Consider the following 16,259-nt stretch of genomic DNA (forward strand, 5'->3'; position numbering starts at 1 on the left):
AACCGTACTTAATGGAACTCAAGGTCAAAAATCAATGAATAGAAATGCTACAAACTTCTATGCTGATAGAGTATTCCGAGCAGCTACAGATACTAAAGGTTGTTTCGTTGCAGGTACATTAGTACATACCGACAAGGGTCTAGTACCTATTCAAGACCTAAAGGTTGGTGATAAGGTATTGTCTAAGTCAGAAGGCGATCCAAATGGTAAGTTAGGCTATCAAAAAATAACTGAAACGCATAAATTTGAGAATAAATCTATCTATCTTTTGCGCTTAGTAGAATTTTCTGAAAATGATGCCACTACAATATCAGAAGTTTTCTCAACACCAAATCATCCATTTTGGAAGGTAGATGTTGGTTGGACTCGAGCTGATCTGCTTAGACACGGCGATGAAGTCATATTAGCTAATGGTAATAAAGCAATTATTTTTGAATGGTCACCTGTACTAAGAACTAGTAACACTAACGTTGGTTGGGTCGCTGCCGATTTACAGAATCGAGGAGATAATACTGATACGGGATATTTGGTAGATTTTTCACATAATAAAATAACAACGCCATTCAATTTAGACAATTGGGAGGACTATGAGTATGTTAGTTATTGGGACTATGCACCTGAAGATACGACGTGGATGGACAGTTACGAAGAAAGGAGATTAAACGCAACGGTATACAATATTACAGTTGAAAATACTCATACTTATTTTGTTGGTGAAGATAGTATTTGGGTTCATAGCGCTAACTGTCATGGCGAATTCCCGAACCGCTTTTTTAATACATAGTCAAATACAAACGGCCCAAAAGGTAGGAACGAGCCAACCACGCCTGCAGGCAGCGCCCACAGTGGCATTTTGATTTTGTGTGCCGTGATAAAGAGCACAACGATATAGGCGATGAACAACACCCCATGCACAGGCCCGACATAGCTCACCATTTCAGGCATATCCATCATGTATTTGAGTGGCATCGCGATACACAGTAGCAGCAAAAAAGACGTGCCTTCCAAATAACCCATGATGGTCAGTTTTTTGAGCGCAAATGCTTGCGCTTTGGTGAGAGTAGGCTTGGAAGATAGCTGAGCTTGCGACACGGTGTATTCCTCTGACGATCATGAATCAATATTTAATGACAATTCTACTCACCAAGCTACCCAAAAGCTATCCACGCGGATGATGCGCTGCATGTAACTGCTGCAATCTTGCCGTCGCTACATGTGTATAGATTTGCGTCGTGGACAAGTCACTGTGCCCTAATAACAGCTGTACACTACGCAGGTCGGCGCCATGATTGAGCAAATGGGTGGCAAAGGCGTGACGTAAGGTATGCGGTGATAGTTCCTTATCAATACTAGCAATTTGAGCGTATTTCTTAAGCAAATACCAAAAGTTCTGCCGCGTCATATAGCCGCCTTGCGCAGTCAAAAACACCGCTTGGCAATTGCCAGATTTTAGATGGGCAATTAGATCGCCGCGCCCATGAGACAGGTAGTCTTCTAGTGCATCGCTGGCATATTCACCAAGTGGCACCAGTCGGGTTTTATTGCCTTTACCAGTGATTTGTAGCCAGCCAGAGTTTAGATTGACTTGTTCTAGCGACAAATTAATTAGCTCACTCACACGTAGGCCGCAAGCGTAGAGTACCTCTAGCATTGCTTTGTCACGCAGTCCAAGCGCCGTACTGGTATCAGGTGCGGCAAGGAGATTATCGACATCAGCCTCGGCTAAATCCTTTGGTAACGGGCGTCCGAGCTTTGGACTTTTGATACGCTCGCAGGGATTGTCTTCGCGCAGATTGCTCGCTATCATCCATAAATAGAACTGACGCAGACTTGAGAGCATACGTGCTTGCGTGCGCGGGGTTTTGTTATCTTGAGCGAGTATTGAGAGACAATGCAGCACATCATCAGGCTGCCAGCGTGTCAGGGCGATAGGGTTGGTCAACTCGCAAGAACGCAAGTCGCGCACATAAGCATTACGGGTACGCGTTGCCAAACCACGTGCCAGCATCGCTTGACGAAACTCCGTCATATAAGACGGTTCATCATCGACTGCCAGCGCTTTAGGTTGCCTTTGCTGTACAGCGCGGTCACGGCTCATAGGATGCTCGGATATAGGTCAGATATAAATTAACCACTTTTTTTCTTCACCACATAACGATAGAGCGTCACGCTTGCTGGCGTGGTGTCATCACTATCAACAGTGATTTCATCGGGGTCAGTATCTAGGTTGATATTTTCAGCCAGTGTCTCTTGACCGAGTAGCTCATGACCCAGATGACGACAGAAATTTGGAATGTCGCGCGTGGTAGCAGGATCAGTGGCCAGTATTTCAATCACCTCACCGCTATCTGCTTTGCGGATGACTCGGTGCAGCATCATGACAGGCTCAGGACAGATCAGCCCTTGCGTATCTAGGTGATGGTCGATGGTCGTATCTGGTATAGAAGTAGTCATAGTCATTATCGTAAAGCTAAGTAGATAGGTTAAAGAATGGATCGTTTGTTCAATCGCTTACTGAGGTGTACTGTCTAGATCGTCTACTGCTGCTGTCTCTTCGTCAGTATTTGCTACGTCTAAAAAGTTAAAAAAGCGCTTGAAACTGACCTTGAATAAAAATGCCACCCCAAGCCAACAGGACAGCCCTAACCATGCCGTATCGGCAAATAATAAGCCGCCGATCAATATGATGGTCGATACGCCAATACTCATGGCAATCATCGATGGCTGATTTAAGCGATAACGATAAACCACAAAAGCATCATAAAGTGTGATTGGAATGGTCAACGCAACCAAGGCGTAGGGCAGGTTGTAAAACAGTTGATACAGCAGCTGATTGTCATGAAACATCTTGATACTGGCAATGGTGCCAAATACTATAAAGGCCAAAATGGCCGCATAAATGAGATAGATCGCTATCTGATTTGCACGCTGCGCGCCTCTAATACGAGCAATAGCAAGCGGAGCAAAACCATGTTGCGACTTAGTGTGCAAGTCTTGGTCTAGGGCAGTGGTCATAGTAATCAGTCATTTATCTGTGAATAGGTACGATGTAGCAAAATGGTGCGATAGAGACAACAGTGTCTTTTACCTATTTTGCCTAATCAGTCTGCTTTGACCGCATCAATAGCGATACTACTATTTGGATCCGCAAAGTAGGTCGACATCAAGATACAAGCAGAGATATCATCAATCGGATCACGTTCATGCTTGATCCAGCCGTTGTCCCAGGCGATCTCTCTTGCTTCGATAGAGGTTAAACGCTCATCACATAATGATACGGTCACTGGCAAGCGCTGCTCCATAATTCTATGAGCTAGACGCCGCGCAAATTTATGTGCGCGTTTTGAGAGCATGGAGCTGCTACCATCCATATTAAGTGGCAGGCCGACCACCACCTGTGCCACGCCCCAGACTTTTATAATACCGATGAGATTGTCCCAGTCTGGCTGACCATTATTCATCGCCAAAATATCAAAAGCGCGTGCGGTTTGGGTCAGAGTATTACCAAGCGCCATGCCCATTTTCTTGACGCCATAATCTAGAGCCAAGATAAGATGCGGCTTTATTTCTGGCTCAGAGTCGCTAAGACCATTGACGTTAGACTCATTACTGTCAATGCCATTTATATCAAGATCATGATCTGTATCTTCTGTGCTATCTACTGTAAAAGTACTATCCACCATAGTGACGGCTATCCTTTATTTCTTTATCTGTATTCATAGAGCGCAATTCATAGAGCATATGCTATTAAGCATGACCGATGTCACTGCTAAGGTAGTCAAAGTTGACGCCGATTTTGTCAGCGGCGATTTGCCAGCGCTCTTCAAACGGCGTATCAAACAATAAAGTCAGATCGGCAGGGCAGACGAGCCAATCACCATTACCTAGTTCTTGGTCTAACTGTTTTTTGCCCCAGCTGGCATGACCCAAGCACAGTTGATAGTGACCGACGCCTTGACCTGCCGCGATACGCTTTAGAATATCTTGGCTAGTGGTGATGCAGACATTCTCTGAAATCGCAAAAGAAGACGCCCATTCAGGCTGACCTGTATGCAGCACAAAGCCCACCTCAGGATACATAGGGCCACCTTCTAAAGCCACATCTTCCATCACTTGCGGATCGGTCACCTCAATATCCAAATCTTCTAGCAGTTTACCCACTCGCGCCTGTTCTAACGGACGATTGACCATTAGACCTAGTGCACCGCGATTATCATGGCGACAAATATAAATGAGTGCCTGTTCAAACCTTGGGTCTGACAGCTCTGGTGCCGCAATTAAGAAATGATGGGTCAAATTGGTTTTAGACATAGAAACAAACGCAACCGAATAATAAGGGTGAGAGACCACTATATGGTGATAACCAATAGAAAAGCAAGATTCACGCCAACTACTATTGATAGCCACAAAGATTTAACAAGTACTTTTTTTGATTAATAGTGCTGGATAATTTAACGACAATTAATGTGTCATTTGACATCAGATAGCAAGCTACGAGCATGATCGCGAGTCACATCAGTGATCGTAACGCCACCAGACATACGCGCCAGCTCATCTACCTGCGCGCTGTTGGTCAGGATGATCAGCTCACTTTCGGTCTGTTCTTGATGGTGCTTTTGTACCAAAATATGCTGGTGCGCTTGCGCCGCGACTTGTGCTTGGTGAGTGATCGCGAGCAATTGCTGCGTTTGCCCAAGCGTGCGTAGCAACTCGCCGACCACCTGCGCCGTACCGCCACTGATACCGACATCGACTTCATCGAATACCAGCATAGGCTTAGCGGCATTGTTATCAGCGTTGGTTGCCTGCAAGACTTGCATGACCAGCGCCATTCGCGACAGCTCGCCACCTGAGGCGATTTTATGTAGTGGCTGCATGGGCATACCGACATTGGCACTGAACAATAAATCAATATCGTAGCAGCCGTGTGCATTGTACTGGCTAGACTCTGTCTTTTTGGTAAAAACAAACTCGCAGCGCGCATTAGGTAAAGCAAGCGGTTGTAGTTGTTCTATAAGCTGTTTGCTAATGGTTGGTGCCGCTTTTGTACGCTCTTTATTTAGCTGTGTGGCCAGTGCTAGATAGTCCTGCCAAGCTTGCTCAATTTGCGCGGCCATCGCATCACTGCTCGGCTCGTTTTCTAACTGCTCTAATTGCTCTTGCCACGCTTTTGCTTCATCAATCAAATCGCTTGCTGGCAAGTTGTGCTTACGTGATAAGCGATGACCCAAACTGATGAGATTGTCTAGTGCTTGCAAGCGCTCAGGGTCAGGTAGCTGCTGCTCGGCATAATCTGATAGTAGCGCCGTCACCTCGGTGATTTGTTGCTGCGCCAAATGCAGCTGCTCAGAGGCTTGCTCAAAGGTTTGGCTGACACCAACTTGGTGATCGCAAAGCTTGATTGCTTGCCCAAGCAACGTCATCACATCTGGCTCATCGGTATCGTTGTCGAGCAGATGCAAGCCATGGCTGGCCTCTTGCATTAAGGCTTCAATATTAGAGAGCTCCTCGTGCTCAGATTCAACTTCTGCATAGTCCACAGCCAATAGAGGGGTGATGTCTGCCAGTTGGCTCTGTAAAAGTTGAATACGATCTTGACGCTGAGCCTCGCGACTTGCAATATCATCAGCGCGACGCTTTAGCTGCTGATACTGCTGATAGCTACTCGCAGTTTGGATGGCTAGCGGTGTTATCTGTGCCATCTCATCGAGCCAATTTACCACAAACTGCGGCTTGAGTAAGGCTTGCTGAGCATGTTGGCTATGAATATTGACCAGTAATGCGCCCAAGCTTTTTAGCTCAGCCAAACTGGCGGGCGAACCATTCAACCATGCTTTTGAGCGACCAGTATTGCTCAGCTGCCGCCGAATAAGTACTTCAGGCTCGTCTAGCGCCCGATCATTTTTGGCAAACCATTCGGCAATGACGCTGTTGTTTGCTACATCAAACTGAGCATAAATGTCTGCATTGTCTGCGCCATGTCTGACCATCGCGCTGTCTGCGCGTGCGCCGACACACAAGGATAGTGCATCCAGCAATAACGACTTGCCAGCCCCTGTTTCACCAGTGATGACATTGAAGCCTTCAGCGACACTCAGCTCATGCTGAGCGATCAACGCAAACTGATGTAAAGTTAATGATACTAGCATCAACGCCTCTCATGACAGACAATGAACTTCGTATAAATATTAAGAAGTCATCTATAAAATAAGGTAAATAAAGAAATGAATTTATCTATTTAACGACAATAACTAGATAAATATTGTAGGCAAACAGTATGGTGTTAAATGTGCGTAAATACAAACGTTAAGGGAGTGTATAATCAAATTTGTGATTGGAAGATTACCACAAAGTCATCAAAAACTGGCAATGAGTAATCGCTGTAATATCAATCATTAAGCGGGTTGATTATAGCAAAACCATGTCTATATACTAAGCGCGATTTCGGACAAAATTCATAAAAATAGACCCAGTATCACGATGCGTTAATGGTACAAAAGCAGATAAATAAGTCTATTTGAGCTAAGCATTAAACAGTATTTTCCTAGTCGCTTTAACAAACTTTATAGAGATAATGTGGTAGCATAATCTCACATAATGATAAACTCTTCTTGTTATATTGATGAAATACGGTGCATGACAACGAGTCATGATTTTGTAAAATTACAGGCGTATAGTGAGAAGAATATGCCAATCAGTCATTATTCCAAAGCGTTTTCATAGAACCTGTGGCTACTCTTAGCACGCAGATATCTAGTAGAGAAGGATACCGTACTTAGTGCAGAGAGGTGTGTCGATGACGCAGCTCTAGCGGTAACCAGTTACTTATTTTTTAGTTTTACCATAATTATTTGATAAGGAAGCCACTATGACAGCGGCGCAATTTACTAACGTAACAGTTAATGCCCAAGCGACAGTATCTTATGATGGTCGCTGTTCCAGCCATACCATTATGTTTGAAGACGGTCGTCACAAAACCTTGGGCGTGATCTTACCTTGTGATAACTTGGTTGAGCATTATCACTTTAGTACCAATACATCCGAGCGTATCGAAATTACTGGCGGCGAGTGTGAAGTGAAAATTAATGGTGATGACGAGTTCAGCTACTACCGTGCTGGTCAATCATTTGTCGTCGAAGGCAATAGCGGTTTCAATCTACGTACCGAAGAAATCGTCCAGTATGTTTGCCATTTAGAAGGTTGATATTATCAACAATGCGATTAAGTTAACATTGGCTGCAATTAAGCTAGTACCATCAGTGAATAGCTAACGCCATCAAATCTTAATGACCAAACAATAAACAATATCAGATTGGTATTGTTTATTTCTGTTTTTAGTGCTGACCTAATCGCTTCCTCATTGGCAACAAGTTGCAGTGCTCAACGTCGATAATATTCTTCTTATTCCATCGCTTAGCGCGATATCCACCTAATATTTAATAGGCCTATTATGGCAAAACCCCTTTATTTTTACGGCATTCATGCCATTGATGCGTTACTTAAACACCGCCCTTTGGATGGTCTTAGCTTGTTTGTGCAACAGGGCCGCGAGAGTGACAGCCATGTACAAGCCATTATGGCTGAGGCGGAAGCTAATGGTATCAGTATCCAGCCGACCCAAAAAGATAAGCTGACACAGCTATGTGGTAGCCCGCAGCATCAAGGCGTGGTACTCAATGCTCGTCCGCTAGGTTTTGCTGATGAAGGTCTGCTTGATACCATTATTGGGCGCGAACAGTGCTTATTATTAGTGCTAGATCAAATCACAGACGCACATAACTTTGGCGCTTGCTTACGTACAGCCGTAGCAATGGGTGTGGACGCCGTGGTTTGTCCGAAGCACCATGCAGCAAGCCTAACGCCCACAGTGGCTAAAGTATCCGTTGGTGCCGCAGAAATGATGCCAATTATTAGTGTCACCAATTTGGCACGTACACTGTCGCAAATCAAAAACGCAGGAGTATTTGTGTTTGGTACGGCACTCAATGCCGATGCGAAGCCCATCCATGCCGCTGATCTGACTGGCAAAACCGCCATCATCATGGGGTCAGAAGGAGAAGGGATGCGCCGCCTAACAATGGAGAGCTGCGATGAGCTGGTCTATATTCCAATGTCAGGAAACGAGCATGGCAACCTACAAAGCTTAAACGTAAGCGTCGCTACTGGTATGGCTCTATATGAGGTTAATCGCCAGCGAACTTTAGCTGCTGGGCAAGCGTAAGGTACTCTTGGTGTAGAGGTTCTAGCTGTAAGTATAGAGAGGCAAGGTCGCTCTCGTTGAGTATGACATCGTCTGCATGACGATTGCGCTCTTCACGACTGAGCTGGTTGGTCATAATGGCTTTAATTTTTTGAATACTTTGATCATCACGCTGACTGGCACGCGCAAGTTGCGTGTCTTCGGTGGCATCCATCACAAGGATACGTTGACACAAATTGGCAAGACCCGCTTCTGCTCCCTCAATGAGTAGAGGTGCGGACAATACCACATAAGGTGAGGTACTAGACTCTAACTGTGCTTTCGCTGTCTCACGTATCGCTGGATGCGTGATCGCCTCAAGCTCAATAAGCGCTTCAGGGTTTGCAAATACATGCGAGCGTACAGCGGCTCTATCCATTGACCCATCACCATTCAATACCCAATCACCGAATCTTTTTTGGATTTTGCGCAGAGTATCGCTGCCTTTAGTAACGATCTCATGAGCGATCACATCGGCATCGATAATATCGATCCCTTGCTCAGAAAACCAAGCACTAGCAGCGGATTTGCCACTACCGATCCCGCCTGTTAAACCAACGACGAGCGTCTTGTTTTTTGTCTGTAGACTTTGTGGTTGACGCGAATAAGATTGTGCGACTTTATTTGACATAATGATGGCTTATTTGACAGAGATAGTAAAAGCAGTGACTAGTGAAGAAATTGCTTATCAATAATTGTGCTTATAGATTAGGGTAAAAAACTTACTATCAAGACTTAGTAAGTATACATACCAAGATACCAGCTGACGATATCTGAGCCGTATAACAAAGCAACAATACCCGCGATAGCAATGTAAGGACCAAAGGCAAAAGGCCTGCTCTCACCTTGTTTTTTCATCAAGATGATCCCGACGATTGACCCAAGCAAGGATGATAATAAAATAATTAATGGCAACATCATGGGCCCGAGCCAAGCACCTAATACTGATAGTAATTTAAAATCACCTTGTCCCATTCCATGTTTCTTAGTGATTAAATAGAATACTTTGACGACGATCCACAGGGATAAAAATCCAAAGAGCAATCCCCATATCGACTGCGTTGGCGAGACAAACCAGCCTTGTGAGTTGACCGCCAATCCTAGACCTGCTAGTGGAAAAGTCAGGCGATCGGGTAATAGCTGCGTATCAAAATCAATACCTGTTAGAGCCACTAGTGTCCACACTAAAACGAGCGCTGACAATCCAGTTGCATTGACGCCGAATTTGTAGATCACGAGCACCGATAGTAAAGCGGTTACTGACTCAACTACAGGATAACGCAAACCAATAGCAGCTTTGCAGTTTGAGCAGCGCCCTTTTAGTGCCAGCCAGCTGATTAAGGGGATGTTTTCATACCATCTGATCTTATGAGCGCAATAGGGGCAGCGTGAGGCAGGACGACTCAAAGTAATGGGTTGGTCAGCAGCCACGACATTCGCTATAGGTAGCGTATGCTCGCGTGGCATATCTGCCTGTTCGATCATAAATTGGCTACATTCTTGTCGCCAACCATAAATCATCATAAGCGGGATACGATGAATCACAACATTTAAAAAACTGCCAACACAAAGACCTAACAAACCAAATACGACCAAGGCTAGAGCTATATTTTCTTGTAGTAACTGTATGAATTGCATTAAATCATTATCCTACGACCGAGCCCATTTGGAAGATTGGTAAGTACATCGCAATGACCAGACCACCAACTAATACACCCAGTACAGCCATGATCATAGGTTCCATTAAGCTGGTCAAACCATCAACGGCGTTATCGACCTCATTCTCATAATAGACAGCGACTTTATCTAGCATTTCTTCCAAGCTACCAGATTCTTCGCCGATACCCACCATTTGAATGACGAGACTTGGGAATAAATTAGTTGAACGGATGGAGAACTGTAGTTGTTGACCAGTAGAAACGTCATTTTTGACCTGTTGAGTGGCGTTATAAAACACAACATTATTGGTCGCACCAGCAGTAGAATCTAGCGCATCAATGAGAGGTACACCAGCGGCAAAAGTCGTAGATAGCGTACGAGCAAAACGCGCAATAATTGCTTGGTAAGCAATATTGCCAAAAATTGGTGCTTTTAGTACCGCACGATCTAAAAAGTCACGGAATTTTTTAGAGCGTTTTTTGGCTTCTGAAAATCCGATAATAGCCCCACCGATAAAGATAATTAAAATAAACCACCATGCTTTCATCCACTCAGACATACCAACTACCATTTGAGTAAAAGCAGGTAGCTCTGCGCCAAATGACTCAAATAGGTCTGAAAATACAGGCACGACTTTTATTAGTAGAATCATAGTAACGACAATGGCAACTATGATGACAGCAATCGGATATTTTATTGCTTTCTTAATCTTTGCTTTTAGTAGTTCGCTTTTTTCTTTGTAAGTCGCTACACGCTCAAGCATGGTCTCTAGTGCACCCGATTGTTCACCAGATTCGACGAGTGAGCAGAATAGATCATCAAAGTAACGAGGGTGTTTACGTAGGGCGGAAGCAAAGGTACCACCTGCTTCGATATCAGCTTTGATTTGTAGCACCAAGTCTTTCATACTCGGATTATCAAGCGAATCTGCTACAATTTCAAAAGATTGAGTCAGCGGGACACCTGCTTTCATCATCGTTGCCAATTGCCGCGCAAAAATCGCAATATCAATGGCTTTAATTGGTTTTTTGAAGGTATAGAGCGGTTTTGGTTTCTTCTTGATACCTTTAACCGTGATCCCTTGCTTGCGTAAAGTTGCTTTGGCTAACTCTAAGCTACGACTAGTGGTTTCACCTTTTACCTTTTGCCCGCGTCGATTCACGCCATCATAGACAAAGTCCAATAGCATGTCAGTCTTAGCTTTTGCCATATTATTACCCTCGAAATTGTCTAATATAGATATTGCAAACATGAAGCAGGATACCAGGCAGAATTGTTGGCTGGCATACTTTATTTTAGCGCAAAAAACCAGTGACTATCTGTTTTATTTTTAGGTATATCTATCAGACAATATTTCTAAGTTAGAAGCTTTTAGAAAGAAACATATTAGAAGGCTAATAGTTTATTATACGACTGAATATTTATGCTACTTATTCAGAAGTAACACGCATCATTTCTTGAATACTGGTGACACCTTGCAGAACTTTTAAAACCCCAGAACGGCGCAGATCTCGAAAACCATTTTTGAGCGCTGCATCTTTGATATCTATGGCATTGCCATCTTCCATAATGATACGTGAGATGTCGGGGCTGACCTTCATCACCTCATAAATACCCACACGACCTTTGTAACCTTCACGGCACTCATTACAGCCTACTGGCTCATAAATCACATTGTCTGAGTTGTCCAAGTCTGCATCAGTAAAGCCGATCTCTAGTAGGCTTTGCCGTGGAATATTGATCGGTTTCTTACAGTTCTTGCATAACCGCCGCGCCAAACGTTGGGCAATGACTAGGTTGACTGACGTTGCAATGTTAAAAGAAGCCACACCCATATTACGCAAGCGCGTCAACGTCTCGGGTGCTGAGTTGGTATGCAGGGTTGAGAGTACCATGTGTCCTGTTTGTGCCGCTTTAATAGCGATCTCGGCAGTCTCCAAGTCACGAATCTCACCAACCATGACAATATCGGGATCTTGACGCAAAAAAGACTTGAGCGCATTAGCAAAGGTTAGACCAACTTTAGCGTTGACATTGACCTGATTGATACCCTCAAGGTTAATCTCCACAGGGTCTTCGGCGGTTGAGATGTTGGTAGCACCAGTGTTTAAAATATTGATACCCGTATAAAGAGAGACAGTCTTACCAGAACCAGTGGGACCAGTAATTAGGAGCATACCTTGCGGTTTGTGCAGCGCTTCTAAAAACATCTCCTGCTGATCGGGTTCATACCCTAGCGCATCAATACCAAGCATGGCTGATGAAGGATCTAGGATACGCAAAACGATTTTTTCACCGAACAAAGTTGGTAACGAGTTCACACGGAAGTCAATGGCTTTAGTTTTAGAGATTTTGAGCTTGATACGTCCATCTTGCGGTACCCTACGCTCTGAGATATCCATCTGTGACATGACTTTTAAACGCGCTGCGATTTTGTTGGCCAGTTGGACTGGCGGATTGGCTATCTTTTCCATAACACCATCAACACGAAAACGTACTCGGAAAGATTTTTCGTAAGGTTCAAAATGCAGATCAGAAGCACCCATGCGAATAGCATCGACCAGCATTTTATTGACGAATTTTACAACAGGTGCCTCATCTACCCCGTCGCTAAGCTTCGTTTCACCGTCATCGTTACCTTCATCACCATCTTCAAAACCAACATTTAAGTCACTGTCAGAGAAGCTGTCAAAGCTCTGCATCGTATCAGCGTAAACGCTTTCGATACGCTTTTTTAGCTTGTTTTCTTCAACAACAATCGTTTCAATAGACAAGCGAGAATTAAAGGCAATGGCATCAATAGCATCAACACGAGTTGGATCACTGAGCGCTACAAATAAGCGTTGTCCGCGCTTAAATAGTGGCAATGCATTAAACTTACGGACGATTTTTTCATCGACTAAATCCTTTGGAATGACATCAGTGCTGAGCGCATCAAGATCGAACAAGGGATCGCCAAAGGCTTGTGATAACATTTGGGCAAGGTGATAAGAATCCGCCAGTTTATTATCTACAAGGTACGGCACCAATCCTATTTGCTGCTGCTGCGACTCAATCTGTGCCGTTTTCATATTTGCTTCGCTAACGACACCATCACTGATGAGCTGCTGCGCCAGACCACCATATTTACTGGTTGTAATAGACATTATGACCTCTCCTTGATAAAGGGTTTGTACACCGCTTTAGAATACAGACTACTATATATGTTTTAATATATTTGCGGTAATCGATACGTATTTTGATTCAGCAAGTTATTTTTACTTCTTTCGTAATAACTTAGAAAGCGTTTAATAATATTTAATTTCTGTTAAACACAACATACGATTTTAATTGATTTTAGTTTAAAGGCTTTCTACAAACGATTAAACAATCAATACATCAAAATCTCTGCTTTTAGCTGTCATTTTTGAACATAGGTATTGAAAAGCGCTGCTGCTTCTGGCAGCACACTACTATAGCACTTACGAATTATTTGTTATACTGGCGCGCATATGAGCCGAATTGGCGCGAATACATGAGACAAGGTAAATAAGTATGCAAGCTTGGGTGATCGGTAATTGGAAACAGAATCCAGCAACTAGCCATGATGTTGATGTGCTGTTAGATGACCTGCTAACTAAGGTTGATGCTAAAAATCAAGCTAAAACGCCAACCTCTAGTAGTCAATGCAAATTGATGGTAGCACCAAGCTGTATTCATTTGGCCGCAGTCAGTGCACGCTTAGCAAATAGTTCAATAATCAGTGCCGCTCAAGACGTGAGCGCTCATAGTGCAAGCACAGGCGCTTATACGGGAGACTGCTCAGCACAGCAAGTCGCAGATACAGGAGCCACTTGGACAATACTTGGTCACTCTGAGCGTCGCCAGTATCATAAAGAATCTCATGACTGTCTAATAAATAAACTGTCTCATGCGTTTTCTCAGAATCTTGGCGTGGTGTTCTGTATCGGCGAAACGCAAGAACAGTATGATAATGGTCAAACACTTGACGTTATTAATGAACAACTCTTAGTGATTAAAGATATGCTTGTTCAGCAACCAGATTTAGCAGCATCGTTATCTGAAAAGCTACTCGTCGCTTACGAACCTGTCTGGGCAATTGGTACTGGCAAAGTGCCGACTGTGGCAGAAGTGAGTAAGACTCATCAGCATATCAAGCAAACCGTTGCGGGCTTTGCTGACATAGCAGATACGATTACCGTGCTGTATGGCGGTAGTGTCAATGCTGGTAATGCCGATAGCTTTGCTGCTGACCCTATGATTGATGGTGCTTTGGTTGGCGGGGCTTCATTAAAAGCAGATAGCTTCTTAGCGATCGCTGGTGCTTTTAGTCAAGCGAATGCTGAATCAAATAAATAATGCTCAGATATCAGTATCATAGCTGATAGACAGTATGGTTTTATCAGTTGGTAAAAGTAGGTTTAACAGTACCCTTGCAATCGTGTACAATGCGCCTTATTTATATAATCGATTTGGCATTATCAGATGCTAGTCCTTATTTTTATTAACCTTACGTTTTATTTTCCGTTATCAGTCGTCATTACGCGGCAAAAGAGGCCACCATGTTTACGTTTATATTAGCCCTGCATATTATCGTGGCCATTGCCATGATCGGCTTGATTTTGATACAGCATGGTAAAGGGGCAGACGCTGGGGCTTCTTTTGGTGCCGGCTCATCAGGTACGGTATTTGGTGCAGCGGGAACCGCCAACTTTTTGACGCGTGCGACTGCAGTATTAACGGTCATATTCTTTATTACCAGTATGACGCTGGCGGTGCATGCGCGTAAGCAGGCTGAAGATCAGTTTCGTCTAGATGCGCCAGTGTCAGCACCACAAACGCCGCGTCCATTGACACAAAATCCCGAATAAGTAGTTTTGAGTAGTCAGCGCTTGCTATTTTGGTAGGTTACATTTACAATGCTTTTCTGTTTTCGCAAGTCCTTATCTATTAATGCCTACCTTACGCATTATATATAGTAGATAGGAAGTTAGAGAGCAGGGTAATAAAATGCGATTGTGGTGGAATGGTAGACACGCCATCTTGAGGGGGTGGTGGCGAAAGCTGTGGGGGTTCAAGTCCCCCCAATCGCACCAAGTTTCACGGACGCCGCATAGCGTCAGGTTGGATTTTTAGTAGTAACCACTTAATTTATACTTATTTTAAATAAAGTGTTGACACTTCTACATTATCTCCCTATAATATGCGTTCTAGATTGATGCGGGGTGGAGCAGTCTGGTAGCTCGTCGGGCTCATAACCCGAAGGTCGTTGGTTCAAATCCAGCCCCCGCTACCACTTTTTATACTGATGTTTTGTACACTAAATTTGTCAGTACCGATTAACCCACCATAACGTTTGTGGGTTTTTTTGTATCTGAAGGTCAGTGTTATCGCGGTATCTATCCTACTTATGCTAAGCTCTAGGTCTATAGAGTACGATATTACTCGTCACTGGTCATCATCGGCCGCCACTGGCACGATGCTCCTTAAGCAACACTATCTTTTATTCCTCACGTTTTTATCGATAGTAGTGCTTTATAACTAATAAAAGCATTGTTTGGCTGAGCTTGATGTTTTTTAGGCTCGTCCCTATATAAACGCACAACACCTGTTATATGTTTGTGGTTTACCATTATATAATGACCGTAATTCTTACTATATATAAGTACGAAAAGAGCAAAGCTTTGATACGGTTTACTAAGTACGATAGATAAGCGAATAGGAAAATACAAAGAGATTATGAAGCTTTCGACTAAAGTTGCAGAACTGACTAATATTATTGCCCCTGCTGTGGCCGCTTGCGATGTGTCGCTATGGGGTATAGAATTTGCGCCACAAGGCCGCCGCTCTTTATTGCGTATTTATATTGAGGCATTGCCAGAAGAGCAAGCTCAAGATAAGCACGTCACTATCGAAGACTGTGCCGCAGTTAATCATCAAGTAAGCGGTATCTTAGAAGTTCATGATCCTATCGCTGGTGAATATATTTTAGAAGTGTCTTCACCTGGTTTTGACCGTGCATTTTTCTCAGATGAGCAGATGCATGCCTATGTGGGTCAAACAGTAAGCTTGCGTTTGATTCAAGCTATCGGCACAGGTGATCAAAAACGTCGTAAAGCAACAGGTACATTAGATAGTATCGATGATAAAGCTTTAAAACTGACGTCAAGCGATGGTGAGCAGTTTGAGATTGCATTAAGTAATATTGATAAAGCCAACTTAGTTTACGAAGATGCCTAAATATATTGTTAGGCAACTGCTCATAGAGTAGCAGTGTCATCTTCAAATAGCTTATGTGGCTTATAGCAACTATATAATAGCAACACCCAAATTATAAAATTTAAGTCAATTAAAAAATGAT

Annotated in this window: 17 protein-coding genes and 2 tRNA genes; 8 read left to right on the forward strand and 11 right to left on the reverse strand. The window is 43.6% G+C overall.

Features of this window, described 5'->3' with window-relative positions:
- Window positions 1–34: 34 nt before the first annotated feature.
- The gene (locus I3255_RS00610) at window positions 35–784 is read left to right on the forward strand and encodes a Hint domain-containing protein (RefSeq protein WP_238035935.1); all 750 of its coding nucleotides are present in this window, start codon (window positions 35–37) and stop codon (window positions 782–784) included.
- Here the strand turns inward: I3255_RS00610 and I3255_RS00615 are convergent.
- From I3255_RS00615 to recN, 7 genes are all read right to left on the reverse strand, one after another.
- On the reverse strand, window positions 748–1,017 hold the full coding sequence (locus I3255_RS00615) for a DUF3817 domain-containing protein (protein ID WP_238036503.1): 270 nt from the start codon (window positions 1,015–1,017) through the stop codon (window positions 748–750). The genes I3255_RS00610 and I3255_RS00615 overlap by 37 nt on opposite strands.
- A 142-nt stretch (window positions 1,018–1,159) precedes the next feature.
- The gene (gene xerD, locus I3255_RS00620; RefSeq protein ID WP_238035937.1) at window positions 1,160–2,098 is read right to left on the reverse strand and encodes a site-specific tyrosine recombinase XerD; all 939 of its coding nucleotides are present in this window, start codon (window positions 2,096–2,098) and stop codon (window positions 1,160–1,162) included.
- 29 nt (window positions 2,099–2,127) lie between these two features.
- Window positions 2,128–2,454, reverse strand: a complete 327-nt coding sequence (gene tusA, locus I3255_RS00625; protein ID WP_238035939.1) for a sulfurtransferase TusA — start codon at window positions 2,452–2,454, stop codon at window positions 2,128–2,130.
- A gap of 57 nt (window positions 2,455–2,511) precedes the next feature.
- Complete coding sequence (locus I3255_RS00630) at window positions 2,512–3,015, reverse strand: hypothetical protein (protein ID WP_238035941.1); 504 nt, start codon at window positions 3,013–3,015, stop codon at window positions 2,512–2,514.
- Window positions 3,016–3,101: 86 nt separating this feature from the next.
- Window positions 3,102–3,683: a Holliday junction resolvase RuvX gene (gene ruvX, locus I3255_RS00635; protein ID WP_238035943.1), complete on the reverse strand. Its 582-nt coding sequence runs from the start codon at window positions 3,681–3,683 to the stop codon at window positions 3,102–3,104.
- A 64-nt stretch (window positions 3,684–3,747) separates the two neighbouring features.
- Window positions 3,748–4,311, reverse strand: coding sequence for a YqgE/AlgH family protein (locus tag I3255_RS00640; protein WP_238035945.1), 564 nt, complete (start codon window positions 4,309–4,311; stop codon window positions 3,748–3,750).
- Window positions 4,312–4,469: 158 nt separating this feature from the next.
- Entirely contained in the window at window positions 4,470–6,149 is a 1,680-nt protein-coding gene (recN, locus tag I3255_RS00645; RefSeq protein ID WP_238035947.1) for a DNA repair protein RecN, read from the reverse strand.
- 719 nt (window positions 6,150–6,868) lie between these two features.
- Between recN and I3255_RS00650 the strand changes: the two genes are divergently transcribed.
- On the forward strand, window positions 6,869–7,204 hold the full coding sequence (locus tag I3255_RS00650) for a pyrimidine/purine nucleoside phosphorylase (RefSeq protein WP_058023616.1): 336 nt from the start codon (window positions 6,869–6,871) through the stop codon (window positions 7,202–7,204).
- A gap of 246 nt (window positions 7,205–7,450) precedes the next feature.
- A complete protein-coding gene (gene rlmB / locus I3255_RS00655; RefSeq protein ID WP_238035949.1) occupies window positions 7,451–8,221 on the forward strand; it encodes a 23S rRNA (guanosine(2251)-2'-O)-methyltransferase RlmB in 771 nt (256 codons plus the stop codon).
- Here rlmB and coaE read toward each other — a convergent pair.
- The 4 genes from coaE to pilB all read right to left on the reverse strand — a co-directional run bounded on the left by coaE (window position 8,184) and on the right by pilB (window position 13,044).
- Entirely contained in the window at window positions 8,184–8,870 is a 687-nt protein-coding gene (coaE, locus tag I3255_RS00660) for a dephospho-CoA kinase (protein ID WP_238035952.1), read from the reverse strand. The two genes, rlmB and coaE, sit on opposite strands and share 38 nt — an antisense overlap.
- 104 nt (window positions 8,871–8,974) lie before the next feature.
- Window positions 8,975–9,877, reverse strand: a complete 903-nt coding sequence (locus I3255_RS00665; RefSeq protein ID WP_238035953.1) for an A24 family peptidase — start codon at window positions 9,875–9,877, stop codon at window positions 8,975–8,977.
- Between the two features lie 7 nt (window positions 9,878–9,884).
- Window positions 9,885–11,108, reverse strand: a complete 1,224-nt coding sequence (locus I3255_RS00670; RefSeq protein WP_238035954.1) for a type II secretion system F family protein — start codon at window positions 11,106–11,108, stop codon at window positions 9,885–9,887.
- A gap of 220 nt (window positions 11,109–11,328) precedes the next feature.
- Window positions 11,329–13,044 (reverse strand): type IV-A pilus assembly ATPase PilB, encoded by a 1,716-nt coding sequence (pilB, locus tag I3255_RS00675; RefSeq protein WP_238035955.1) that lies wholly within the window; start codon window positions 13,042–13,044, stop codon window positions 11,329–11,331.
- A 388-nt stretch (window positions 13,045–13,432) separates the two neighbouring features.
- On the opposite strand from pilB, the gene tpiA reads away from it, so the two are divergent.
- The 5 genes from tpiA (at window position 13,433) to rimP (ending at window position 16,138) form a co-directional block, all read left to right on the forward strand.
- Window positions 13,433–14,257 carry a triose-phosphate isomerase gene (gene tpiA / locus I3255_RS00680; protein ID WP_238035956.1) on the forward strand — a complete coding sequence of 275 codons (825 nt, stop codon included), beginning with the start codon at window positions 13,433–13,435 and terminating at the stop codon, window positions 14,255–14,257.
- Window positions 14,258–14,460: 203 nt separating this feature from the next.
- A complete protein-coding gene (gene secG, locus I3255_RS00685) occupies window positions 14,461–14,769 on the forward strand; it encodes a preprotein translocase subunit SecG (RefSeq protein ID WP_021814138.1) in 309 nt (102 codons plus the stop codon).
- A 141-nt stretch (window positions 14,770–14,910) separates the two neighbouring features.
- Window positions 14,911–14,994, forward strand: a tRNA-Leu gene (locus tag I3255_RS00690).
- Between the two features lie 123 nt (window positions 14,995–15,117).
- Window positions 15,118–15,194, forward strand: a tRNA-Met gene (locus tag I3255_RS00695).
- Between the two features lie 443 nt (window positions 15,195–15,637).
- Complete coding sequence (rimP, locus tag I3255_RS00700; RefSeq protein WP_201599475.1) at window positions 15,638–16,138, forward strand: ribosome maturation factor RimP; 501 nt, start codon at window positions 15,638–15,640, stop codon at window positions 16,136–16,138.
- Window positions 16,139–16,259: the final 121 nt, after the last annotated feature.

The sequence above is a fragment of the Psychrobacter sp. Ps6 genome, assembly GCF_022129235.1.
Classification (GTDB): domain Bacteria; phylum Pseudomonadota; class Gammaproteobacteria; order Pseudomonadales; family Moraxellaceae; genus Psychrobacter.

What these genes read in the sequence shown, in the direction of transcription:
- coaE (WP_238035952.1), bottom strand. Translation starts at nt 8,870, where the DNA reads ATGTCAAATAAAGTCGCACAATCTTATTCGCGTCAACCACAAAGTCTA.
- I3255_RS00650 (WP_058023616.1), top strand. Translation starts at nt 6,869, where the DNA reads ATGACAGCGGCGCAATTTACTAACGTAACAGTTAATGCCCAAGCGACA.
- secG (WP_021814138.1), top strand. Translation starts at nt 14,461, where the DNA reads ATGTTTACGTTTATATTAGCCCTGCATATTATCGTGGCCATTGCCATG.
- recN (WP_238035947.1), bottom strand. Translation starts at nt 6,149, where the DNA reads ATGCTAGTATCATTAACTTTACATCAGTTTGCGTTGATCGCTCAGCAT.
- tusA (WP_238035939.1), bottom strand. Translation starts at nt 2,454, where the DNA reads ATGACTACTTCTATACCAGATACGACCATCGACCATCACCTAGATACG.
- I3255_RS00610 (WP_238035935.1), top strand. Translation starts at nt 35, where the DNA reads ATGAATAGAAATGCTACAAACTTCTATGCTGATAGAGTATTCCGAGCA.
- I3255_RS00670 (WP_238035954.1), bottom strand. Translation starts at nt 11,108, where the DNA reads ATGGCAAAAGCTAAGACTGACATGCTATTGGACTTTGTCTATGATGGC.
- I3255_RS00640 (WP_238035945.1), bottom strand. Translation starts at nt 4,311, where the DNA reads ATGTCTAAAACCAATTTGACCCATCATTTCTTAATTGCGGCACCAGAG.
- xerD (WP_238035937.1), bottom strand. Translation starts at nt 2,098, where the DNA reads ATGAGCCGTGACCGCGCTGTACAGCAAAGGCAACCTAAAGCGCTGGCA.
- ruvX (WP_238035943.1), bottom strand. Translation starts at nt 3,683, where the DNA reads ATGGTGGATAGTACTTTTACAGTAGATAGCACAGAAGATACAGATCAT.
- I3255_RS00615 (WP_238036503.1), bottom strand. Translation starts at nt 1,017, where the DNA reads ATGGGTTATTTGGAAGGCACGTCTTTTTTGCTGCTACTGTGTATCGCG.
- rlmB (WP_238035949.1), top strand. Translation starts at nt 7,451, where the DNA reads ATGGCAAAACCCCTTTATTTTTACGGCATTCATGCCATTGATGCGTTA.
- I3255_RS00665 (WP_238035953.1), bottom strand. Translation starts at nt 9,877, where the DNA reads ATGCAATTCATACAGTTACTACAAGAAAATATAGCTCTAGCCTTGGTC.
- I3255_RS00630 (WP_238035941.1), bottom strand. Translation starts at nt 3,015, where the DNA reads ATGACCACTGCCCTAGACCAAGACTTGCACACTAAGTCGCAACATGGT.
- pilB (WP_238035955.1), bottom strand. Translation starts at nt 13,044, where the DNA reads ATGTCTATTACAACCAGTAAATATGGTGGTCTGGCGCAGCAGCTCATC.
- rimP (WP_201599475.1), top strand. Translation starts at nt 15,638, where the DNA reads ATGAAGCTTTCGACTAAAGTTGCAGAACTGACTAATATTATTGCCCCT.
- tpiA (WP_238035956.1), top strand. Translation starts at nt 13,433, where the DNA reads ATGCAAGCTTGGGTGATCGGTAATTGGAAACAGAATCCAGCAACTAGC.